This is a genomic window from Ramlibacter alkalitolerans (assembly GCF_016722765.1).
Taxonomy (GTDB): domain Bacteria; phylum Pseudomonadota; class Gammaproteobacteria; order Burkholderiales; family Burkholderiaceae_C; genus Ramlibacter; species Ramlibacter alkalitolerans.
On sequence record NZ_JAEQND010000018.1, the window covers coordinates 69,112 to 89,782 of the forward strand.

The window sequence follows — 20,671 nt, forward strand, 5'->3', positions numbered from 1 at the left end:
GCAGGCGCTGAGGGTGCCTCCAGCTGACTCAACCGGCCGACAGCCCCCGTCGCCAGCCTGTGTAGGCGCGCTTCTGCTGTGCTTCGCCGCTTCGCGCAGCGACCAGCATGGGTGCGCCGCGTAACGCCGGCGTGTGATTCCTGTTGCGGGTGCGTGAAGTATGCCGCGTCCGCGGCCGAGCACGCCGGGACGCCGCCGAACGAAGACTAGACGCGGCCGCAGGCGATGTAGTAGCCGCCGACCGGCGGCGTGTGCACCTGGGCATCGCGCAGCCTCGCCGTCAGCAGCCGCCAGGGCCGCTCGAGGCCCGCCAGGCAGGTCACCGAATAGAGCGCGGCCCCCAGCACGAACAGGTTCACCGGCAGGCTCCACGCCGGCCCCCACTGCAGGCCGGCGGCGGCGACCCGGGCACCGGACTTCAGGTGGGCCAGCACGTTGTCCAGCGCCGCTTCGTCCTGCAGCACGTCGTGCGTGAAGTGGAACAGGGCAGCGTCCGCGCGGCCGTGCAGCACGGCGGACTGCGCGGTGGCTTCGACCAGTTCGATCCCGCTCCACCGGTGACGCTGCATGCGCCGGCGCGCCTGCGCCAGCATCTCCGGCGAGGGGTCGATGCCGACGATGCGGCCGGCCGGGCCGATGCGCTCCTTCAGCGGCGCGAAGCTCAGGCCCGTGCCGCAGCCGACATCGATCACTGCGGCACCCTGCCGCAGCTCCAGGCGCGCAATGGCGGCCCGCCGCACGGGCTCGAACGCGATCAGTTCCAGGTCGTAGTGCTCGGCGCGGCGCCGGTACTGCGCCACGGCGAGCCCCGCGTCCGGACGCCGGCCCCGGCCTGGAGGCACCTGCATGACGGCCGCCACGGCGCCTAGCGCACGATCACGACGAACACGCTGCAGGGCGCGTGCTCGATCAGCGCACCGGAGATCGAGCCGCGCCACCAGCGCGCCGCCCAGCTGTCCAGGTGCTTGTGGCCGACGACGATCAGGTCCGCGCCGATCTTGCGCGCGTACTTGCAGATCTCGTCGATGGCCTCGCCGGTCACCACTTCGCCGCGCGCCGTGAAGCCGCATTCGGCCAGGCGCCGCAGGCCGTCCTCGAGCACGGCGCGGTACTTCTTCTTCTCGCGCTCCTCGAGCTCGACGTCGTAGACACCGCCTTCCAGGCCCACGAAGCTCATGGCCGACGGCATCACCGCCACCAGGTGCAGTTCCGAATTCGACCACTGCGCGAGTTCGCGGCATTCCAGCAGCGCCTTCTGCCCCGCGTCGGAGCCGTCGTAAGCGAGCAGGATCTTCTTGTACATGTAGCAACGCCCCCAAGACGTGCCCCGGCCCCATGCCCGGGCTGAGCTAGTATGGACCGGGACGTAGGGGTTGGATACCCCGCGGCATTCCGGCGTTTCCCTTAGAAAGCTGCCGCAGGTCAATCAGCATGCGATCAGGCCCGGCAGCACGCCGGCGTCGAAATGCGCGTCGACGACATCGGCGAGCCGGTCGAACACGGCGTCCAGCGTGGGGGCGCCGGCGCCGAACAGCGCCTGCAGCACGCCGGCGTCCTCGAACAGGCCATGCAGGACGACGCCCAGCACGTTGCCCTGCGCGTTGGCCCAGCCCAGTCCCTGCGGCAGCGCGACACGCCCGGCGGCCATGCCCGCGTGCTGCGCGGTGTGGCCGGTGTGGATCTCGTAGCCCTGCACGCACAGGCCCGACAGCGCAGCCCACGCACCCTCCAGCGGCTCGAAGCGCACGCTGGTGCGGCGCACGGTCTTGGTCGCGGCGAACTGGGTGACGAGCGGCAGCAGGCCGAGCCCGGGCCCATTGCCGGCAAGGTCGTCGAGGTCGACCAGCGCCTCGCCGAGCACCTGCAAGCCGCCGCAGATGCCCAGCACGGGACGGCCCGCATTGGCGTGGTCCACCACGGCGCGCGCGAGTCCCTGGGCCCGCAGCCACTGCAGGTCGGCGGCGGTGTTCTTGGAGCCGGGCAGGATGATCCAGTCGGCGTCGGCCAGTTCGGCCGCGGTGCGCGCCCAGCGCAGGCGCAGCCCGGGGATGTTTTTCAGCGGCTGGAACTCGTCGAGGTTGCTGATGCGCGGCCACGCCACGACGGCGACGCGCAGGCGCACGGCACCCGGTGCCGTGGCGCGATCATCGAACACCCCGTCTTCTTCCGGCAGGCCGTGCTGCCACACCATCGGCAGGGTGGCGACCGTGGGCACGCCCGTCAGGCCCTGCAGCTGCGCCGGGCCGGGCTGCAACAGCGCGGGGTCGCCGCGAAAACGGTTCAGGACGAAGCCGCGCAGCAGCGAGCGCTGCTCCTGCGGCAGCAGCGCCCAGGTCCCGTACAGGTGGGCGAAGGCGCCGCCGCGGTCGATGTCGGCCACCAGCAGGCAGGCCGCCTGCGCGTGCGCGGCGACGCGCAGGTTCGCGATGTCGCTGTCCTGCAGGTTGATCTCGGCCGGGGAGCCTGCGCCCTCGATCACCACCACGTCGTTCTCGGCCCGCAGCGCATCGAGGGCGTCGCGCACCACCGGCCACACCAGCGCGCCGCGTTCCCGCCAGGGCATCGCCGTGAGTTGCGCATGCACCTGCCCGAGCAGGACCAGCTGGCTGTGGTCGTCGCGTTCCGGCTTGAGCAGCACCGGATTCATTCGTACTTCCGGCACCGCGCGCGCGGCGAGCGCCTGGAAGTACTGCGCGCTGCCGATCTCGCCGAAGCCGCCCTCGGGCGTGGCGACCACGCGGGCGTTGTTGCTCATGTTCTGCGCCTTGAACGGTGCCACGCGCAGGCCCTGGCGCGCGTACCAGCGGCACAGCGCCGTCGCCAGCCAGCTCTTGCCGGCGCCGCTGCTGGTGCCCAGCACCATCACGCAGCGCGCGGTCATTGAACTTCCTCCACCGGCAGCGCCACCCAGCGCCCCGCCACCGCATGCACCTGCAGGCGGTGCGCGAACACCGCTTCCAGGGCGCGGTGCGTGGCCGGGTCCGCCGCGGCGCCATGGTGCGCGATGCGCCCGGCCTGCAGCAGCACGATGTCGTCGGCCTGCAGGGCCAGACCGATCTCGTGCAGCACGCTCACCGCGGTGCCGCCGCGGGCGACGTGCCGCCGCACGATCGCCAGCCAGTCGGCCTGGTGCGGCGGATCCAGGTGCGACAGCGGTTCGTCCATCAGCAGGATGGGCGCCTGCACGGCGAGCGCGCGCGCCAGCAGCACCCGCTGGCGCTCGCCCCCGGACAGGCTGCCGAGCGCGCGCGTGCGCCATTCCCAGCATTGCGTCTCCTGCATCGCCGCCTCCACCGCCGCGTGGTCGGCGGGGCTGGCGCCGCCCAGCCAGTCCTGGTGCGGCAGGCGACCCAGCATCACGACGTCGCGCGCCAGCAGGTCCTCGGCGCCGGCATCACCCTGCCCCAGCCAGGCGATGGCACGGGCGCGCTCGCGCACCGGCCAGCGCGCCGCCGGCCGGCCCAGGATGTCGATGCGGCCGTGGGCCGGCAACAGCTGCGCCAGCGCCTTGAGCAAGGTGGTCTTGCCGGCGCCGTTCGGCCCCGCCATGGCGGTCCAGCGCCCGGCGGGAAGGGCCAGGTCGATGTCGTGCAGCACCTCGCGCTCGCCCAGGCGCACGCGCAGGCCGCTGCACTGGAGGGCCGGCGCGCTCACCACGTCCTCCGCTGCATCAGCGCGAGCAGGTACGCGCCACCGAGCACCGCGGTCACCACGCCCACCGGCAGTTCGCGGGGCGCGAGCAGCCAGCGCGCCAGCACATCGGCCCCGAGCAGGAGCACGCCGCCCGCCAACCCCGACAAGGGCAACAGCCAGCGGTGCGTCGGCTTGGCCAGCGCCCGCACCAGGTGGGGTGCCATCAGGCCGATGAAGGCGACGAGGCCGACGTGGGCCACCGCGGCACCCGTGCCGAGCGCCACCACGCCCACCAGCGCGAGCCGCACCTGCGTGAGCGGCACGCCGAGGCTGGCCGCCGTCGTCTCGCCCAGCGCCAGTGCGTCGAGGGCGCGGCTGCTCGCCAGGGCAACGGCCGCACACGCGGCGAGCACCAGCGCCAGCACGCCCGCGCTGGCCCAGCCCAGGAATCCCGTGCTTCCGAGCAGGAAGGACTGCATGCTGCGCAGCAGCTCGGGCGCGAGGAAGATGACCAGCGAAGCGAGGGCGCCGAACACCATGCCGACGATCACGCCCGCCAGCAGCAGGCGCAGCGTGTGCTGCACCCCGCGCGCCAGCACCAGCGTGAGCAGGACCGCGGCCAGCGCGCCAGCGAAGGCCGCGCCCGTCAGTCCCAGCGAGGTGGCCCAGGCGGCGGAGGCCGCCGGCGCCGCGCCCAGCAGCATCAGCAGCAGCGCCACGCCCAGCGCCGCCCCGGTGGAGCTTCCGAGCAGGTAGGGATCGGCCAGCGGATTGCGGAACAGCCCCTGCGCCACCGCGCCCGCCAGCCCCAGCAGCGCGCCCGCCGTCCACGCACCCAGCGTGCGCGGCAAGCGGATCTCCCACAGGATGGTCAGGCCGGCGCCGGTCTCGTCCAGCAGCGGCTCCCAACCCATGCTGCCCACGGCCACGCCCAGTGCCAGCAGTCCCGCGCTGGCGGCCAGCAGCCACGCGGCCAGGCCTGCCGCCGCGCGCGGCTCCTGCGTCATCGGCCGCGGCCCCCGTCGCCGAGCCGGCCCTCGATGCAGTCCACCAGCAGGTGCGCGGCTTCGCCCAGCCGCGGCCCGGCGCGCATCAGCACGTTCATCTGGTCGGCGTCGATGGCGCAGACGCGGCCGCGGCGCAGCGCGTCGATGTGCTGCCAGCCGGGGCGCGTGCCCAGGCCCGGGGCGTCGCCGCGCCCGACGATGATCACCTGCGGGTCCGCGCGCACGACGAATTCGGGATTGAGCTTGGGAAAGGGGCCGAGCCCGCCGGGCACGATGTTCTCCGCCCCGAGCCGCACCAGCAGCTCGCCGATGAACGAGCTTTCGCTGGCGGCGTAGGGCGTGCTGCCCACTTCGACGTAGACGCGCGTGCCGCGCAGCGCGGGCGGCATCTTCCGGGCCGCGACCTGCACTTCGCGGTTGATGGCCTGCCACACGGCATCCGGATCGCCGGCCTCCAGGACCGGCCCGAGCACCTGCAGCACGCGACGCACGTCGCGCAGCATGCGCGGCTCGAGCGCCAGCACCGGCAGGCCCAGCGTCTGCAGGCGCGGCAGCACGCGCGAGGACGTCGGCGCCAGCACGAGGTCCGGCTGCAAGGCCACGATGCTCTCGACGCGCGCATCCTCCAGGCCGCCCACGTGCGGCAGCGCATTGACCGAGGGCGGCCAGTTGGAATAGTCGTCCACGCCCACCAGCCGCCGGCAGGCACCGAGCGCACACACCGTTTCGGTCAGCGAGGGCATCAGCGAGACGATGCGCTGCGGCGGCCGCGTGATCTCGATCCGCCGGCCGCGGTCGTCGACCACCTCGACGGCATGCGCCGCCGCCGCCAGCCACAGCAGCACCAGCAGCAGCACGGCGCGGCAGGCCGCGAGCCTCGGTCCTTCATGCATGGCGTTGCCCCCAGTCCATCACGATGCGATGCAATTGTTCCACCCCGTCGGTCAGGGCGGCCGGCCCCGGCTGCAGGATGTCGGCCGACTTGATCTCGAACAGCTGGCCCTCCTTCACCGCGGCGAGCTCGCCCCAGCCGGCCCGCGCCGCGACCTTCCCGGCCTGGAACTTCTTGCCGCACCAGGAGCCGATGACGATGTCGGGCTGGCGCCGCAGGATCTCGGCGCCGTCCGCAATGATGCGGTCCTTGCCGAGCGGCTGCAGCGCGAGCTCGGGAAAGACGTCGTCGCCGCCGGCGATGCCCACCAGCTCGGACACCCAGCGGATCGCGCTGATGTGCGGCTCGTCCCATTCCTCGAAGTACACCCGCGGGCGGCGCGGCAGGCGGCCGGCCGCCGCGGCGATCTGCAGCAGCCGCTCGCGCATGCGCTCCAGCAGGGCCAGGCCGTCCTCCGCCCGGCCGACCATCGCCGCCACCTGGTACAGCATGGCGAAGATCTCCTCCACGCTGCGCTGGTTGAAGATCGTGACCTGCACGCCGCGCCGGATCAGCGCGGCGGCGATGTCGGCCTGCAGGTCGGAAAAGCCGAACACGCAGTCCGGCCGCAGCTCCAGGATGCGATCGATCTTCGCCGACAGGAAGGCGCTGACCTTCGGCTTTTCCTCCCGCGCGCGGCGTGGCCGCACCGTGTAGCCGGAGATGCCGACGATGCGGTCCTGCTCGCCGAGCAGGTACAGCCATTCGGTCGCCTCCTCGGTGAGGCAGACGATGCGGCGGGGGCCGCGCGGAATCGCGAAGGTGTTCAAGCCAGGATCTCCTCGCCGCGCAGGATGGCGGCCGCCGCCTGCGGACACGAGGGGAACCAGGCGTGGAAATAGGTCGCCAGCAGCGGCCCGCGCCGCCACACCGGCTCGCCGGCGCGGCCATCCGGTGCACTCGCATGCAGCGCGGGCGCCAGCGCCGTCTCGCAGCGCGAGAAGTGGAAGCTGTGGCCGCGCAGCGTGCCTTGCGCCAGCGCGAGCTGTTGCGGGCCGACCGCGGCGGGACGCTGCTGCATGCGCACGGTGCCGGGCAGCAGCCCCCACAGCGCGTGCACCGCGCCCTCTGCCGTGGCGATGCGCTCGAACAGCGCCATCATGCCGCCGCACTCGGCCGACAGGGGCTTGCCGGCTTGCACATGGCGCGCCAGCGCGTCCCGGAGCGCCCTCGCCTGCCCCAGCGCATGCACGTGCAGCTCGGGGTAGCCGCCCGGCAGCCACACCGCGTCGCAGGCCGGCAGCGCGTCGCCGGCGATGGGGGAGAAGAAGACCAGCCGCGCGCCGAGGACCGTCAGGCAGTCGAGGTTGGCGGCGTACACGAACTGGAAGGCCGCATCGCGCGCGATCGCGATCGTGCGGCCCGCCAGCAGCGCGGGCGGCGGGGAGGATGCCGCCGGCGCCTCGAAGCTCGTGCGCCACGGCCCCAAATCGGCGGGCGCCATGCGACCCAGAGGGGTGGCGGCGAGCCGGTCCGCCATCGCATCGAGCCGCTGCAGCGCGTCGGCCGTCTCGCCCGCCGACGCGAGGCCGAGGTGGCGCTCGGGCCAGGACAACTCCGGCGCCCACTGCAGCGCGCCGAGCCAATGCGCCTCGTCGCGCAGCGAGGTCCGCAGCAGCGCCGCATGGCCCTCGCCCGCCACCCGGTTGGCCAGCACGCCGGCCCAGCGCAGGCCTTCGCGGTAGGCCTGCAGGCCGTGCGCCAGGGCGCCGAAGGTCTGCGCCATGGCCCACGCGTCGATCACGGCCAGCACCGGCAGGCCGAAGCGCAGCGCGATGTCGGCAGCACTGGGCGTGCCGTCGTACAGGCCCATCACGCCTTCCACCAGCAGCAGGCCCGCTTCGCGGGCCGCGGCATGCAGGCGCCCGGCGCAGTCCTGCGCCCCCGTCATCCAGAGATCCAGCGGATGCACGGGATGGCCGCTCGCCAGTTCCAGCCAGTGCGGATCGAGGAAGTCCGGGCCGCACTTGAACACCCGCACCTGCCGGCCCTGCCGCGCGTGCAGCCGCGCGAGCGCGGCCGTCACGGTGGTCTTGCCCTGGCCGGAAGCTGGCGCGGCCACCAGCAGTGCGGGACAGGCAGGGGTTTCGTTCCTCATGGGGTCAGAGTTCCCGGCTGCCAGCGTACGCCGACGAAAGCGCCCCGGCCGGCCTGGCGGTAGCCGAACGCCGTCTCGTACCCGTGGTCGAACACGTTCTCGATGCGGCCGAACACCTTCACCTGCGGCGACACGGTGTACGCCGCCGTGAGATCCAGCACGCCGTAGCCGCCGAGCCGCACGGGCGTGCCCTGGAAGCGGTCCTCGCGGTCGCCGCTGAAGCGCAGGTTGCCGCCCCACTGCCAGGGACCGCGCTCGCGCGTGACGCCCACGTGGCCGAAGACGCGCGCGCGGCGCACCAGCCGGGTGTCGTCGTCCAGGTCGCGCGGGTCCTGCGCCGTCACGCCGGCGCGCAGCGCGTACTCCAGCACGCGCCCGGCATACGCCAGCTCCAGGCCGCGGTTGCGCGCCCGCCCGACGTTGATGGTGTGGAAGGCGGAATCGGAGCCGATCAGGTCGTGGAAGCGGTTCTGGAACAGCGTGGCGCGCACTTCCTGCCCGCCCACCACGTACTGCAGTGCCAGTTCCGTGGAGCGCACGCGTTCCGGCCGCAGGTCGGGGTTGCCGATGCCGAAGGGGAAGAACAGGTCGTTGAAGCTCGGGGCGCGGAACCCCGTCGACGCCGAGACGCTGGCGCGCCACGCCGGCGTGAGCTGGTAGCCGTACGCCGCTAGCCAGGTGTTGGCGCTGCCGAAGTCGCTGTAGCGGTCGTGCCGCGCATTGAGCTGCAACTGGTGCTTGCCGGCGTCCAGCGCGTAACCGATGCGGGCGCCGTCGACGGTGCGGCGGTCGCGTTCGTAGGCGGTGTCGCTGGTGATGTGCTGGCGCGTGTGCTCCAGGCCGGCGGTCACGCGCTGGCCGGGGGCGGCCTGCCACTCCGCCCCGACCTGCGCGCCGTCGGAGCGCGAATCGACGAAGAAGGGGAAGGCCGCCTCGTCGGCATCGAGCTTGTCGACCGCGCGCGTGAACGCCGCATCGACGCGCAGCGTGGGCGTGAGGCGGAAACGCCCGTCCAGCGTGGCCACCTGCTCGACGAAGCGTGAGGAATCGCGCTGCGTCGCCGGCCCGAACTCGTTGTCGAAGTCGACCCGGCCGCGCGCATCCCGCAGCTTCAGGCCGATGCTGTGCGCCCCGAGGTCCTGCGTGACGGCCAGCGAGGCCGCATGCCGCCGGTAGCCGTCGCGGTCGGGGTTGGTGCCCGGGCGCTCCTCCTGCCGGATGGCGTTGAAGCCGCGGTCACGCAGGCCTTCCGCGGAGGCCCGCAGCCCGGTGCCGGAAGCGAGCTTCACGGAGCCGGTGGCGTCCACCTGCACCAGCCCGCGCGAGCCTCCCTGCACGGTGAGGGCGGCAAACGGGGTGGCCGTGGGCTGCCGGGTGAAGATCTGGATCACGCCGCCGATGGCGGCACTCCCGTACAGGCTGGAGACGTTGCCGCGCACGACCTCGATGCGTTCGACGTCCGCCAGCGGGATGTGCTCGATGGCGGGCAGGCCGAAGTTGAGGTTGTTGATCGGCACGCCGTCCACCAGCACGAGGGTGTGGCGCGGCTCGGCGCCGCGCAGGAACACGCCGGCCACGCTGCCCTGCTGGCCGGTCTGCGCCAGCTCGCCGCCGGTGAGGCGCCTCAGCAGCGTGGGCAGGTCGGGCGTCTGCGCCTGTTCGATCTCGCGCCGCGTGATCAGCGTCGTGGCCGGCAGCGCGTCCTGCACGGCCTGTTCGGTGCGCGCGGCGGAAACGACGACCTCGCGCAAGGTGGTCTGGGCGGCGGCGCCGCAGGCGGAAAGGGCAAGGGCCAGCGGCAGGCCGGCACGGGAAACCAGATTGTTGGGAACCATGGATGAAGGACAGGAACGCATGCCCGCGCCGGCTTCCCCGCCTGCGCACTGGGCGTCACGGCCCGTGCGCTTCGCAGGCGCGGGCCACCGTCGTTGGCCGGTATCCGGGCTGGCGGAAGAACTCCCGTCGCCTTCCCAGGGCCGCTGTATCGGGCGGTTCCCAGTGGCTTGCGAGGACGTGAGTGATGACGCTGCGCGAGGCGCGCGCGCCATCTCCGCTTACCGTTGCGGGGGCAGCGCAGGTTGGCCTCGCGCGTGCGGCGCGGCAGGCCCCCTGCTTCCCGTTGAACTGCGGCATGCGAACCACACCGCGAGCACCAACCCCGTGATTCTAGAGCGGCAGCGAAAAACAAACCCTACAATTCGCGCCATGGCCAATGGCTCCCAGATCGACCAGCTCGTCGACCGCGTCGAACGTCTGCTCGTTCGCTACGAGGAGCTTCAGCGCACCAACGCGCTGCTCGCCGAACAGGTGGAACTCCTCACGACGGAGCGCGACTCGCTCAGGTCGCGCCTGTCCGCAGCGCGCGCCCGCGTCGACGCCCTGCTCGAACGCCTGCCCGATCTCAACACCCCCGCATGAAGCAGCTCGAAGTCCAGATCATGGGCCAGAGCTACCTGCTCGGATGCCCGGAAGGCGGCGAGCAGCGCCTGCTGGAAGCGGTGGAAAAAGTCGACACGGCGATGTGCCGCATCCGCGACGCCGGCAAGGTGAAGGCGCGCGACCGCATCGCGGTGCTCGCAGCCCTGAACCTCGCCTTCGACGTGGCCGGCAAGGTCTCGCAGCAGCCCCTGCACGCGGCCAGCTTCGCCAACAGCGACGGCACCGTGACCAGCATGCGCAACCTGGCGGACGACGTGAAGCTGGCGCAGTTGCTGGTGCGCGTGGACATGGCGCTGGGCGACGACGGTCGGCTGCTCTGAGCGCGTAACCGGACCCAATCGTAGGCTGGTGGTGACGCGCGCAACGCGCGCCGGAACCCCAGCGCTTCGCGCATCGCTGGGGTTTCGCTTCGCTCCACCACCAGCCTACGCATCGCCGGGGTTTCGCCTCGATGCACCCCGGGCGCGGACAGGCAAAGCAGTTGAGCTTAGCCGCTTGCATGTCAAGTCCGAAATTCCTTGATGGCTTCACGCTGGCATTGCCCAAAGCGCCGATTTGCGACCTAGAATGGCTTCGTCTGCAGTGCGTATCGGGCTTTATATTTCCTTGAACCAATGCTCATTGAGCACGGGCTTGGAACATCGCCTGGTGAGCGTGAACATCTCGCGTCAGATGATCCCAACACCAAGGCTGACCTCGCCCACCTGAACCCCGGTTCAGGATGCGGTCCGGTGGCACTACAGACACCTTCTTCCAGCCGGCCGCCTCGCGCGGCCGGTTCCATTTCGGGCCCCGGTTCACGGCTGAGACACAATGGCGGCATGCCCGCCGCGGAATGCGTGCGGGCCGGCGCGCAGCGCGCGCCACAAGAACAATGCTGCTGCAACCCGACCTCATCTTCGAACTCCTGCTGGCCGGCGTCGGTGCCGGCCTGCTGTCCGGCCTCCTGGGCATCGGCGGCGCCATGGTCCTCGTGCCGGTGCTCACCTTCGTGCTGGGACACACCGGCATCGCCCCGGAGTCCACGGTCAAGATGGCCGTGGCGACCTCGCTGGCGACCATCATGTTCACGTCGATGTCCTCCGTGCGCGCGCACCACCGGCGCGGCGCCGTGCGCTGGGAGATCGCGCGCGTGCTGGCGCCGGGCATCGTCGTCGGCTCGATCGCCGGCGCCCAGGTGGCGGTGGCGTTGCCGGCGAAGTTGCTGGGCATCCTGTTCGCGATCTTCATCGCCTTCTCGGCGACGCAGATGCTGCTGGATCGCAAGCCCGCGGCGGGGCGCACCATTCCCGGCCCGGTCGGCACCTTCGGCGTGGGCCTGGTGATCGGCGTGCTGTCGGCGCTGGTCGGCGCCGGCGGCGCCTTCGTCTCGGTGCCCTTCATGACCTGGTGCAACGTGAAGATCCACGAGGCGGTGGCGACCTCCGCCGCACTGGGCTTCCCGATCGCGCTGGCCGGCACCGCCGGCTACATCTGGGCCGGCCGCGGCCTGGTGCAGGCGCCGCCCGGCTCCGTCGGCTACATCTTCATCCCCGGGCTGGTGATCATCTCGCTGGCCAGCATGACGCTGGCGCCGCTGGGCGCCCGCATCGCGCACGGCATGGAGATCCGCCCGCTCAAGCGGATCTTCGCCGTGGGCCTGTACTTCATCTCGGCCTACTTCCTCCTGCGCTGAACGACCTCCCAAGGAGCCCGCCATCGCCCGCATCGCCTTCATCGGACAACAGGAATTCGGCAAGGCCGTCCTGGAAGCCTTCCTCGCCCGCGGCGACACCATCGCCGGCGTGTTCTGCGCGCCGGACAAGCCCGGTGCCAAGCCCGACGCACTGCGCCTGGACGCGCTCGAGCGCGGCCTGCCGGTGTTCACCTTCGCGAGCCTGCGCAGCCCCGAGGCGGAGGCCGCCATGCGATCGCTGGCCGCCGACATCGGCATCATGGCCTACGTGCTGCAGTTCGCGCCGCAGTCCTTCGTGAACATCCCGCGCCACGGCACGATCCAGTTCCATCCCTCGCTGCTGCCGCTGCACCGCGGCCCCTCGTCCATCAGCTGGCCGATCGCGCTCGGCGCCACGCAGACCGGCCTGACGATCTTCCGTCCCACCGATGGCCTCGACGAAGGTCCGGTGATCCTGCAGAAGACCTGCGACATCGGCCCGGAGGAAACGCTGGGCGAGGTCTACTTCAACAAGCTGTTCCCGCTCGGCATCGCGGCGCTGCTCGAGGCGACCGACGTGGTGATGGCCGGCCGGCACGAGGAGCGGCCGCAGGACGAAACGCAGGCCACCTACGAAGGCTGGCTGCAGGACGCCGAGGCCGAGATCCACTGGTGGGGCCACGTCGACACCATCTACAACCTGATCCGCGCCTGCAACCCGGCGCCAGGCGCCTGGATGATGCTGGAGGGCACGAAGGTGCGCGTCTACGACTGCCGCAAGCACGTGGTGGGTCGCTTCGTCGCCCGCGGCCACAAGCCGGGCGACGTGGCGGGCGTGAGCGACAGCTCGATCGTGATCTGGGCCCAGGGCGGGCTGATCGAGATCCTGAAGCTGCGGCCCGAAGGCGGCGGCAAGATGAGCGCCGGCGAATTCGCGCGCCAGCGCGGCCTGGCTATCTCGGACGCGTGGCAGTCCTGGGTGCGCCCAGCCGCGACGACTTGATGCCCAACGCCTGGTCGATGAGCGCAGCGCCGTCGGCCAGCAGGAAGTTCTTGAAGGCCTGCGCCACCGGCGGCAGCCGCTTGGTGCGCCGGTGCACCACGAACCAGTTCAGCATCAGCGGGAAGCCCTGCACGTCCAGGATGCACAGGCTGCCGGACTGAAGCTCGCGGCTGACGGTGTGCGCGGACAGGAAGCTCACGCCCATGCCCGCCATCACCGCCTGCTTGATGGTCTCCGTGCTGCGGATCTCCATCGCGATGTTCACGCCCCCCAGTTGCGGGCCGAAGCCGTCGACCATCGAGTTCCAGGTGTCCGAGCCCTTCTCGCGCACCACGAAGGGTTCGCGGATCACGCGCGAGACCGAGATGCGCGGCGTCCGGGCCAGCGGATGCGTGGGCGCCGCAACGATCACGTAGGGGTGCGGCGCGAAGGGCTCGGCCACCGTGTCCTCGTCCTCCGGCGGGCGCACCATCACCGCCAGGTCGGTCACGTTTGCCTTCATCTGCGCCAGCAATTCTTCACGGTTGCAGACGCCGAAGTTGAGCGTCACGCCCTCGTGCCGCTGCGCGAATTCGACCAGCAGGCGGGGGAAGAAATAGTCGCCGGCGCTGATCACCGAGACGTTCAGCCGCCCACCGGAGACGCCCTTGTACTGGGCCATCGCCTCTTCGGCTTCCTGGAATTTCTGGATGATCTCGCGGCTGGACTGCAGCATCTGCGCGCCGGCGGGGGTGAGGTGGATCTTCTTGCCCAGCTGCTCGAACAGGGGCAGCCCGGCGTGTTCCTCGAGCTTGCGCACCTGCGTCGACACGGCCGGTTGCGTCAGGTGCAGTTCCTCGGCCGCGCGCGAGAAGCTGCGGTGGCGCGCCACCGCTTCGAAGACCTTGAGCTGGCGCAGGGTGGCGTTCTTCATGGCGTCCAGATCATAACTCCGGGATGATGGAGACGATCAAATACTTTCACTGTCATTAATCGTCGGCGGCACCTAAAGTGACTTCATCGACAGGCACCCACAGGAGATCGCCATGCGCCAGCAGACCCCTTCCACCCCGGCCACGAACCGCCCGCACAGCTACACCGCCGACGAGGAACTGGACCTGTCGTGCGCATGGGAACCGGCGCGCCACGGCGCGGGCCGCGAAGCGCTGCGTGCGTACGTCGAGAAGGAGATGCCGCACCTGCTGCGCTCCTACGATTCCGAGTTCCTGGTGAACGCCGTCGAGAGCACGCGCGAGCGCCTGCAGCGCCGCTGAAGCGCCTTTCTTGCGGGCCCTGCGGCCCGCCTTGAACATGCTGCGACACGATCCCGCGCGAGGCGGGTCCGCACCCCATCGTCTCCTTCGCGGCGCCTCGTGCGCCGCGTTTTCATTGGTGCGTGCGCAGGCCGTGGCCAGCGACGAAAACACGCGACATGCACCCGCATGGGGACCGCTGGGCCGCCCTGCACGACCTTGTAGTCCTTCCTCCTTCACTGCCCACCTGCAAAGCCCCGGACTTTCCCTAGACGCATGAACTCCTTTTTGAAAAATTGACCGCAGTCAAGAGAATTCGGGGGTTCATCGCCCGACCATCCGCCGCAGCCCCGCGATGAACGTCTTTCACAAGAGAGAGGGCGCGGGCGGGGCCAAACACACTGGAGACAACGCGTGAAGACAAGCAAGGTCATGTTCCGCATGGCGGTGAGCGTCGCAGCCGCCGCTTCCGCCGCCCTTTTCGCGGCTCCCGCCTCCGCGGCCTGGGAGCCCAGCAAGCCGGTCGAATTCATCGTCCCGGCCGGCACCGGCGGCGGCGCCGACCAGATGGCCCGCCTGATCCAGGGCGTGGTCGTCAAGCACAACCTGATGAAGCAGCCGCTGATCGTCGTGAACAAGTCCGGCGGTGCGGGCGCCGAGGGCTTCCTCGACGTGAAGAATGCCAAGGGCGACGCGAACAAGATCGTCGTCACGCTGTCGAACCTGTTCACCACCCCCATGGCGACCGGCGTGCCCTTCAACTGGCGCGACATGACGCCCGTGTCGATGCTGGCGCTCGACAACTTCGTGCTCTGGGTCAACGCCGAGAGCCCGCACAAGACGGCCAAGGACTACCTGGCCGCCGTCAAGGCCGCGGGTCCGGGCAAGATCAAGATGGGCGGCACCGGCTCCAAGCAGGAGGACCAGATCCTCACGGTGGGCCTGGAGAAGGCGACCGGCGCCAAGTTCATCTACATCCCCTTCAAGGGGGGCGGCGAGGTCGCGGTGCAGCTGGTGGGCAACCACGTGGATTCCTCGGTCAACAACCCGATCGAGGCGGTGGCCCAGTGGCGCGCCGGCAAGCTGCGGCCGCTGTGCGTGTTCGACGACAAGCGCATGCCCTACAAGGCCAAGATCACCGACACGATGTCCTGGAGCGACATCCCGACCTGCAAGGAAGCGGGCGTGCCGACCGAGTACACGATGCTGCGCGGCATCTTCATGCCCCCGGGCGTGACGAACGACCAGAAGCAGTTCTACGTCGACCTGCTCAAGAAGGTGCGCGAGACGCCCGAGTGGAAGGACTACATGGAAAAGGGCGCGTTCAACCAGACGTACATGGATGGCGAGGCCTTCAACCAGTGGCTCGGCAAGGCGGAGCAGAACCACCGCGAGCTCATGAAGGAAGCCGGCTTCCTGGCCAAGTAAGCGGCCCACGCCCCCGCAACGCGGGGGCGTTTTTCTTCCCGCCCGTTTTTCCCCAAGAACATTCACGGAGATGCCGGCAGTATCGGCAGGAGACAAGCGCATGGACATCCAACAACGAGAGCCCATCGTGGAGGAGCGCACGGGCGTTCCCACGTTCGCGGTCGAGGCCGGGGTCGCGGCCCTGGTGCTCCTCATGGGCCTGGTCGTCACCACGGCAAGCTGGAAACTCGGCGCCGGCTGGATGAGCGACGGCCCCGGCGCCGGCTACTTCCCCTTCTACATCGGCGTGATCCTCTGCATCTCCGGCGCGGGCACGCTGTACCAGTCGCTGTTCGGCAAGAAGCGCAACCATGAGATCTTCGTCGACGGCGAGCAGATCAAGCGCGTGCTGATGGTGCTGGTGCCGGCGGCCATCTACGTCGGCGCGATCCAGCTGCTGGGCATGTACGTCGCCTCGGCGATCTACATCGCCGCGTTCATGATCGTGCTGGGCAAGTTCTCGCGCATCAAGAGCGTGCTGCTGGGCGTCGCCATCGCCGTCCTCTTCTTCGCGATGTTCGAAGTCTGGTTCAAGGTACCGCTGGAAAAAGGCCTGCTGAACCCCACGGGCTTCCTCGGCTACTGAGCCCCCTCCTCACGAACCAGGCCGCATTCTCGTCATGACCGAACTCAGCGCACTCTTCCATGGCTTCAGCGTCATCCTGACGCCGATGAACATGCTCCTCATGCTGGTGGGCATCACCCTCGGGGTGCTCATCGGCGTGCTGCCGGGCCTCGGCGGCGCCAACGGCGTTGCCATCCTGCTGCCCCTGACCTTCACGATGTCGCCGACCTCGGCGATCATCATGCTGTCCTGCATCTACTGGGGCGCCCTCTTCGGCGGCGCCATCACCTCGGTGCTCTTCAACATCCCCGGCGAGCCGTGGTCCGTCGCGACCACCTTCGACGGCTATCCGATGGCGCAGAAGGGACAGGCGGGGCAGGCCCTCACGGCAGCCTTCACGTCCTCCTTCGTCGGCGCCTTCGTCGCGGTGCTGATGATCACCTTCCTGGCCCCGCTGGTCGCCAAGTTCGCGCTCGAATTCGGCCCGCCGGAGTTCTTCGCCGTCTACCTGCTCACCTTCTGCAGCTTCGTCGGGATGGGCAAGGGCTCCCCGTTCAAGATCCTCGGCTCCATGGCGATCGGTTTCGCCCTCGCCGCCGTCGGGATGGACACCGTGACCGGGCAGCTGCGCCTGACCTTCGGCTTCGAGGAGCTGATGCGCGGCTTCGACTTCCTGATCGCGGTGATCGGCCTGTTCGGCATCGGCGAGATCCTGCTGTCGATGGAGGAAGGCCTCGCCTTCTCCGGCAAGTCGGCCAAGATCAACCCCAAGGTGGTGCTGGAAACCTGGAAGCAGCTGCCGAAGTACTGGGCGACCTCGCTGCGCAGCTCGGTGGTCGGCATGTGGATGGGCATCACCCCCGGTGGCGCCACTCCCGCCTCCTTCATGAGCTATGGCCTGGCCAAGAAGATGTCGAAGGACGGCGCCAAGTTCGGCACCGGCCAGCTCGAAGGCGTGGTCGCCCCCGAGACGGCCGCGCACGCCGCCGGCACCAGCGCCCTGCTGCCGATGTTGGCGCTGGGCATCCCGGGCTCGCCGACGGCGGCCGTGCTGCTGGGCGGCCTGCTGATCTGGGGCCTGCAGCCCGGACCGCTGCTTTTCGTCGAGCAGAAGGACTTCGTCTGGGGCCTGATCGCCTCGATGTACCTGGGCAACCTGGCCGGCCTGATCGTGGTGCTGACCACCGTGCCGCTGTTCGCGTCCATCCTGCGCATCCCCTTCTCGATCATCGCCCCGGTGATCGTGGTGATCTGCGCAATCGGCGCCTTCACCGTGCACAACGCGATGATGGACGTGTGGCTGATGCTGGTCTTCGGCGCCATCGGCTACGTGTTCAAGAAGCTCGATTACCCGCTCGCGCCGCTGGTGCTGGCGCTGGTGCTGGGCGACAAGGCCGAGGACTCGTTCCGCCAGGCCATGCTGGTGTCGCAGGGCGACCTGTCGATCATGGTCTCCAACCCGCTGGTCGGCACGATCACCGGCCTGGCGCTGCTGCTGCTGGTGTGGCCGATCATCTCCAAGATCGTGCATAAGCTGCGCCCGCCCAAGGGCAGCGACTTCGCGGCCGAACAGCCGGTCGATTGAGTGACCCAGAGGAAGGGGACCTGACATGCCCGTCATCGCACTGACCCAGGAAATGGGCTCGCTGGCCAAGGACGTCGCCGAGCGCGTCGCCCAGGAAGCCGGCCTGACCGTGATGCGCAACGAGGTGATGGAGAACGTGGCGGAGCGCATGAACGTCCCGCCCAGCCTCGTGCGCCGCGTGCGCGAGGGCAAGGCCGGCCTGGTGGAGCGCCTCACCACCGACAAGCAGCAGTTCGCGCTGTACACCGAGGAGGAGATCCTGCACCAGGCCGCGCGCGGCAACGTGGTGCTGCGCGGCTGGGGCGCCACGCGCGTGCTGCACGACGTGCCGCACGTGGTGCGCGTGCGCGTCACGCGCTCCTTCGATGCGCGCGTGAAGTGGGTGATGGAGGACCTGGAGACCGACAACCAGGCCCAGGCCGAGGCGGAAGTGCGCCGCAGCGACAACGCGCATGCCGCGCGCATGAACGCGACCTACGGCGTCACCTGGGGCGATCCGCTGCTGTACGACCTGGTGATCAACACCGATCGCGTGTCGGTGGAGAGCGCCGCGCGGACCATCCTGCAACTCGCGGCCTGCCCGGAATTCGAGGAAACGCCGCAGTCGCGCGCCGTCCTCGCGGGGCTGGCGCTGGCGGCACGCGTGCGCGCCGCACTCAAGGCCAACGATTCGACGCGTCACACCGACGTGCAGATCGAATCGCGCGAAGGCGGCGTGGTGCTCAGTGGCATCGTGGTGAACGAAGAGGAACGCACGGAAGCCGAGCGCATCGCGAGCACGATCGTGGGCGTGGGCAAGGTGGAGAACCGGCTGCACCTGATGGCGATCACGCGCAAGTTCACGTACGCGAAGACGTGAATATTCGATAGCGGCAATACGCAAGAGCGTCACCCCCGCGAAGGCGGGGGCAGAGGGAGGCGGCCTTCGGGCCGCCATTTCTTTTGCCGTTCTGTCGAGAGCATGCCCCCCGCTGGGGACCGGGAGGGGTCGGCGGTCCGGGGACCCGCTCTCCGGTCCACCTCGCTAGAGAGTGCCCGTTTCGCGCTGACGCCGTGCGTACCGAACACGGCCAGCGTCATGCGCTCGCCCGGCCCACCGCGAATGGGACCTGCGATCGGGTCCCCGAACCACCGACCCCTTTGCGGGCGTCGCACCCCCTCAGGAGATCGGCCTCGGCCTCGGGCCTCGCTGATGAAGCAGTTCGCTCGCGGAGGCCGGTGAGCGGGTGTCCGATCGCAGGCTCCATTCGCGGTGGGCCGGGCTGACGCATGGCGCTGGCCGTGTTCGGTACGCACGGCGTCAGCGCGAAACGGCGACTCTCTAGCGAGGTGAGCCGGAGAGCGGATACCCGCTCACCGGCCTGGGGCGCAGCGGTCGATCCCACTGCTTCGCAGTGCACTGGATCCCCGCGTGCGCGGGGATGACGGCGAGGCGGATCCTATGTTTGCTTATGGTTTTCCAAAGCCATCCGTGATGACGCATTTCATTGCAGAACTGACCGCATCCTGACCTCGCGCGGACATCTTTTCCGCTTGGCAGTTCGCCTCCTAAGTGGTTACCCGAGTTCATGACCGCGGTCAATTTTTCGCCGCGGCACGCGCTCCGAGAATGCGTCGCCGACACGCGAAAAGCGACGCGAGCAAATCCACACTTCATCGGCGGCAGACCAGGAAACAGGAGACATCGGATGGAAAAGACAGTAGACGCGGCAGTGGCCGTGTCCGGCGCGAAGGTCGGCGGCGCACATGCGACCGCGACGCACGGCGCGGGCTTCCGCTGGGCCCAGCTCGTCATGGGCATCATCTGCATGGCGATGATCGCCAACCTGCAGTACGGCTGGACCCTCTTCGTCAATCCGATCGCGGACAAGTACCACTGGACCCGGGCAGCCATCCAGGTCGCTTTCACCATCTTCGTGCTGACCGAGACGTGGCTCGTGCCCATCGAGGGCTGGCTCGTCGACAAGTACGGCCCGCGCGTCGTCGTCATGGGCGGCGGCATCCTGGCGGGCATCGGCTGGATCATCAATGCACACGCCGACACGCTGACGATGCTGTACATCGGCGCGGCAGTGGGCGGCATCGGCGCAGGTGCCGTGTACGGCACCTGCGTGGGCAACGCGCTCAAGTGGTTCCCGGACCGCCGCGGCCTCGCCGCCGGCCTCACCGCGGCGGGCTTCGGCGCCGGCTCGGCGCTGACGGTGGTGCCGATCTCCATGTACATCCAGTCGCACGGCTACGAAGCGGCGTTCCTGTACTTCGGCATCGGCCAGGGCCTGATCATCTTCGTGCTGTCGTGGTTCCTGGCGCGCGCGCCGGAACACAGGAAGATGTCCGTCTCCACCAACACCCGCGTGCAGCAGACCCGCAAGGAATATTCCACGGGCGAGATGGTGCGCCAGCCCGTGTTCTGGGTCATGTACCTGATGTTCGTGATGGTCGCCGCCGGCGGCCTGATGGCCACCGCGCAGCTCGCGCCGATCGCCAAGGACTTCCAGATCGACGGCGTGCCGGTGAACATCATGGGCCTCGTGCTGCCGGCTCTGACCTTCGCGCTGGCCATCGACCGCGTGCTCAACGGCCTGACGCGTCCCTTCTTCGGCTGGGTGTCGGACCAGATCGGCCGCGAGATGACGATGTTCATCGCCTTCGGGCTCGAGGCCGTCGGCATCCTGGCGCTGTACAAGTTCGGCAGCAACCCGGTGCTGTTCGTGATCCTGACGGGCATGGTGTTCTTCGCCTGGGGCGAGATCTACAGCCTGTTCCCCTCGACGTGCGCCGACACCTTCGGCTCGAAGTACGCCGCCGCCAACGCCGGCCTGCTGTACACGGCCAAGGGCACGGCCTCGCTGCTGGTGCCGCTGTCGAGCGTGCTGACCGCCGCCACCGGCAGCTGGCATGCGGTGTTCATCTGCGCGAGCGTGATGAACGCGATCGCCGCCGCCCTGGCCTGGTTCGCGCTGCGGCCGATGCGCCGCAAGCACATCGAGCAGTCCGCGCGCGCCGCCTGAACCCAGGCTCGACTAATGGAAACGGGCGCCTCGGCGCCCGTTTTTC

At 69.9% G+C, this 20,671-nt stretch carries 20 protein-coding genes and 1 riboswitch; of the genes, 10 read left to right on the top strand and 10 right to left on the bottom strand.

Going from position 1 to position 20,671, the window contains the following annotated elements:
* Positions 1–206 precede the first annotated feature (206 nt).
* The 9 genes from JI746_RS25315 to JI746_RS25355 form a co-directional block, all read right to left on the bottom strand.
* A complete protein-coding gene (locus JI746_RS25315) occupies positions 207–848 on the bottom strand; it encodes a class I SAM-dependent DNA methyltransferase (RefSeq protein ID WP_201693088.1) in 642 nt (213 codons plus the stop codon).
* A 17-nt stretch (positions 849–865) separates the two neighbouring features.
* Positions 866–1,303 (bottom strand): universal stress protein, encoded by a 438-nt coding sequence (locus JI746_RS25320; RefSeq protein WP_201693089.1) that lies wholly within the window; start codon positions 1,301–1,303, stop codon positions 866–868.
* 123 nt (positions 1,304–1,426) lie between these two features.
* Positions 1,427–2,881 carry a cobyric acid synthase gene (locus tag JI746_RS25325; RefSeq protein WP_201693090.1) on the bottom strand — a complete coding sequence of 485 codons (1,455 nt, stop codon included), beginning with the start codon at positions 2,879–2,881 and terminating at the stop codon, positions 1,427–1,429.
* Entirely contained in the window at positions 2,878–3,654 is a 777-nt protein-coding gene (locus JI746_RS25330; RefSeq protein ID WP_201693091.1) for an ABC transporter ATP-binding protein, read from the bottom strand. Before JI746_RS25330 ends, JI746_RS25325 begins: the two co-directional genes overlap by 4 nt.
* Positions 3,651–4,640: a FecCD family ABC transporter permease gene (locus JI746_RS25335; protein WP_201693092.1), complete on the bottom strand. Its 990-nt coding sequence runs from the start codon at positions 4,638–4,640 to the stop codon at positions 3,651–3,653. Before JI746_RS25335 ends, JI746_RS25330 begins: the two co-directional genes overlap by 4 nt.
* The gene (locus tag JI746_RS25340; RefSeq protein ID WP_201693093.1) at positions 4,637–5,533 is read right to left on the bottom strand and encodes an ABC transporter substrate-binding protein; all 897 of its coding nucleotides are present in this window, start codon (positions 5,531–5,533) and stop codon (positions 4,637–4,639) included. The genes JI746_RS25335 and JI746_RS25340 overlap by 4 nt, the downstream gene beginning before the upstream one ends.
* Positions 5,526–6,341, bottom strand: a complete 816-nt coding sequence (locus JI746_RS25345) for an ABC transporter substrate-binding protein (protein WP_236600125.1) — start codon at positions 6,339–6,341, stop codon at positions 5,526–5,528. The genes JI746_RS25340 and JI746_RS25345 overlap by 8 nt, the downstream gene beginning before the upstream one ends.
* On the bottom strand, positions 6,338–7,669 hold the full coding sequence (locus tag JI746_RS25350) for a cobyrinate a,c-diamide synthase (RefSeq protein ID WP_201693094.1): 1,332 nt from the start codon (positions 7,667–7,669) through the stop codon (positions 6,338–6,340). Before JI746_RS25350 ends, JI746_RS25345 begins: the two co-directional genes overlap by 4 nt.
* Positions 7,666–9,504: a TonB-dependent receptor domain-containing protein gene (locus tag JI746_RS25355; RefSeq protein WP_201693095.1), complete on the bottom strand. Its 1,839-nt coding sequence runs from the start codon at positions 9,502–9,504 to the stop codon at positions 7,666–7,668. The genes JI746_RS25350 and JI746_RS25355 overlap by 4 nt, the downstream gene beginning before the upstream one ends.
* A 78-nt stretch (positions 9,505–9,582) precedes the next feature.
* A riboswitch (cobalamin riboswitch) is annotated at positions 9,583–9,841 on the bottom strand.
* A 33-nt stretch (positions 9,842–9,874) separates the two neighbouring features.
* On the opposite strand from JI746_RS25355, the gene JI746_RS25360 reads away from it, so the two are divergent.
* The 4 genes from JI746_RS25360 (at position 9,875) to JI746_RS28290 (ending at position 12,765) form a co-directional block, all read left to right on the top strand.
* Complete coding sequence (locus tag JI746_RS25360) at positions 9,875–10,087, top strand: cell division protein ZapB (protein WP_201693096.1); 213 nt, start codon at positions 9,875–9,877, stop codon at positions 10,085–10,087.
* The gene (locus JI746_RS25365; RefSeq protein WP_201693097.1) at positions 10,084–10,428 is read left to right on the top strand and encodes a cell division protein ZapA; all 345 of its coding nucleotides are present in this window, start codon (positions 10,084–10,086) and stop codon (positions 10,426–10,428) included. The genes JI746_RS25360 and JI746_RS25365 overlap by 4 nt, the downstream gene beginning before the upstream one ends.
* Before the next feature lie 554 nt (positions 10,429–10,982).
* Positions 10,983–11,783, top strand: coding sequence for a sulfite exporter TauE/SafE family protein (locus JI746_RS25370; RefSeq protein WP_201693098.1), 801 nt, complete (start codon positions 10,983–10,985; stop codon positions 11,781–11,783).
* A 40-nt stretch (positions 11,784–11,823) separates the two neighbouring features.
* Positions 11,824–12,765 carry a methionyl-tRNA formyltransferase gene (locus JI746_RS28290; protein ID WP_330893078.1) on the top strand — a complete coding sequence of 314 codons (942 nt, stop codon included), beginning with the start codon at positions 11,824–11,826 and terminating at the stop codon, positions 12,763–12,765.
* Here the strand turns inward: JI746_RS28290 and JI746_RS25380 are convergent.
* Positions 12,716–13,678 carry a LysR family transcriptional regulator gene (locus JI746_RS25380; protein WP_201693099.1) on the bottom strand — a complete coding sequence of 321 codons (963 nt, stop codon included), beginning with the start codon at positions 13,676–13,678 and terminating at the stop codon, positions 12,716–12,718. The two genes, JI746_RS28290 and JI746_RS25380, sit on opposite strands and share 50 nt — an antisense overlap.
* A 112-nt stretch (positions 13,679–13,790) precedes the next feature.
* Here JI746_RS25380 and JI746_RS25385 point away from each other — a divergent pair, with 112 nt between their 5' ends.
* The 6 genes from JI746_RS25385 to oxlT all read left to right on the top strand — a co-directional run bounded on the left by JI746_RS25385 (position 13,791) and on the right by oxlT (position 20,625).
* On the top strand, positions 13,791–14,018 hold the full coding sequence (locus tag JI746_RS25385; RefSeq protein WP_201693100.1) for a hypothetical protein: 228 nt from the start codon (positions 13,791–13,793) through the stop codon (positions 14,016–14,018).
* A 420-nt stretch (positions 14,019–14,438) separates the two neighbouring features.
* Complete coding sequence (locus JI746_RS25390) at positions 14,439–15,425, top strand: Bug family tripartite tricarboxylate transporter substrate binding protein (protein WP_201693132.1); 987 nt, start codon at positions 14,439–14,441, stop codon at positions 15,423–15,425.
* A 100-nt stretch (positions 15,426–15,525) separates the two neighbouring features.
* A complete protein-coding gene (locus tag JI746_RS25395; RefSeq protein ID WP_201693101.1) occupies positions 15,526–16,050 on the top strand; it encodes a tripartite tricarboxylate transporter TctB family protein in 525 nt (174 codons plus the stop codon).
* Positions 16,051–16,084: 34 nt separating this feature from the next.
* Positions 16,085–17,614 (top strand): tripartite tricarboxylate transporter permease, encoded by a 1,530-nt coding sequence (locus tag JI746_RS25400; RefSeq protein WP_201693102.1) that lies wholly within the window; start codon positions 16,085–16,087, stop codon positions 17,612–17,614.
* 25 nt (positions 17,615–17,639) lie between these two features.
* A complete protein-coding gene (locus JI746_RS25405; protein ID WP_201693103.1) occupies positions 17,640–18,473 on the top strand; it encodes a cytidylate kinase family protein in 834 nt (277 codons plus the stop codon).
* Between the two features lie 934 nt (positions 18,474–19,407).
* Positions 19,408–20,625 (top strand): oxalate/formate MFS antiporter, encoded by a 1,218-nt coding sequence (oxlT, locus tag JI746_RS25410; protein ID WP_236600135.1) that lies wholly within the window; start codon positions 19,408–19,410, stop codon positions 20,623–20,625.
* Positions 20,626–20,671: the final 46 nt, after the last annotated feature.

Bases quoted from the DNA above. Each gene is read 5' to 3' on its own strand.
- JI746_RS25315 (WP_201693088.1), bottom strand. From the start codon at position 848: ATGCAGGTGCCTCCAGGCCGGGGCCGGCGTCCGGACGCGGGGCTCGCC.
- JI746_RS25320 (WP_201693089.1), bottom strand. From the start codon at position 1,303: ATGTACAAGAAGATCCTGCTCGCTTACGACGGCTCCGACGCGGGGCAG.
- JI746_RS25325 (WP_201693090.1), bottom strand. From the start codon at position 2,881: ATGACCGCGCGCTGCGTGATGGTGCTGGGCACCAGCAGCGGCGCCGGC.
- JI746_RS25335 (WP_201693092.1), bottom strand. From the start codon at position 4,640: ATGACGCAGGAGCCGCGCGCGGCGGCAGGCCTGGCCGCGTGGCTGCTG.
- JI746_RS25340 (WP_201693093.1), bottom strand. From the start codon at position 5,533: ATGCATGAAGGACCGAGGCTCGCGGCCTGCCGCGCCGTGCTGCTGCTG.
- JI746_RS25350 (WP_201693094.1), bottom strand. From the start codon at position 7,669: ATGAGGAACGAAACCCCTGCCTGTCCCGCACTGCTGGTGGCCGCGCCA.
- JI746_RS25355 (WP_201693095.1), bottom strand. From the start codon at position 9,504: ATGGTTCCCAACAATCTGGTTTCCCGTGCCGGCCTGCCGCTGGCCCTT.
- JI746_RS25360 (WP_201693096.1), top strand. From the start codon at position 9,875: ATGGCCAATGGCTCCCAGATCGACCAGCTCGTCGACCGCGTCGAACGT.
- JI746_RS25365 (WP_201693097.1), top strand. From the start codon at position 10,084: ATGAAGCAGCTCGAAGTCCAGATCATGGGCCAGAGCTACCTGCTCGGA.
- JI746_RS25370 (WP_201693098.1), top strand. From the start codon at position 10,983: ATGCTGCTGCAACCCGACCTCATCTTCGAACTCCTGCTGGCCGGCGTC.
- JI746_RS25380 (WP_201693099.1), bottom strand. From the start codon at position 13,678: ATGAAGAACGCCACCCTGCGCCAGCTCAAGGTCTTCGAAGCGGTGGCG.
- JI746_RS25385 (WP_201693100.1), top strand. From the start codon at position 13,791: ATGCGCCAGCAGACCCCTTCCACCCCGGCCACGAACCGCCCGCACAGC.
- JI746_RS25390 (WP_201693132.1), top strand. From the start codon at position 14,439: ATGGCGGTGAGCGTCGCAGCCGCCGCTTCCGCCGCCCTTTTCGCGGCT.
- JI746_RS25395 (WP_201693101.1), top strand. From the start codon at position 15,526: ATGGACATCCAACAACGAGAGCCCATCGTGGAGGAGCGCACGGGCGTT.
- JI746_RS25400 (WP_201693102.1), top strand. From the start codon at position 16,085: ATGACCGAACTCAGCGCACTCTTCCATGGCTTCAGCGTCATCCTGACG.
- JI746_RS25405 (WP_201693103.1), top strand. From the start codon at position 17,640: ATGCCCGTCATCGCACTGACCCAGGAAATGGGCTCGCTGGCCAAGGAC.
- oxlT (WP_236600135.1), top strand. From the start codon at position 19,408: ATGGGCATCATCTGCATGGCGATGATCGCCAACCTGCAGTACGGCTGG.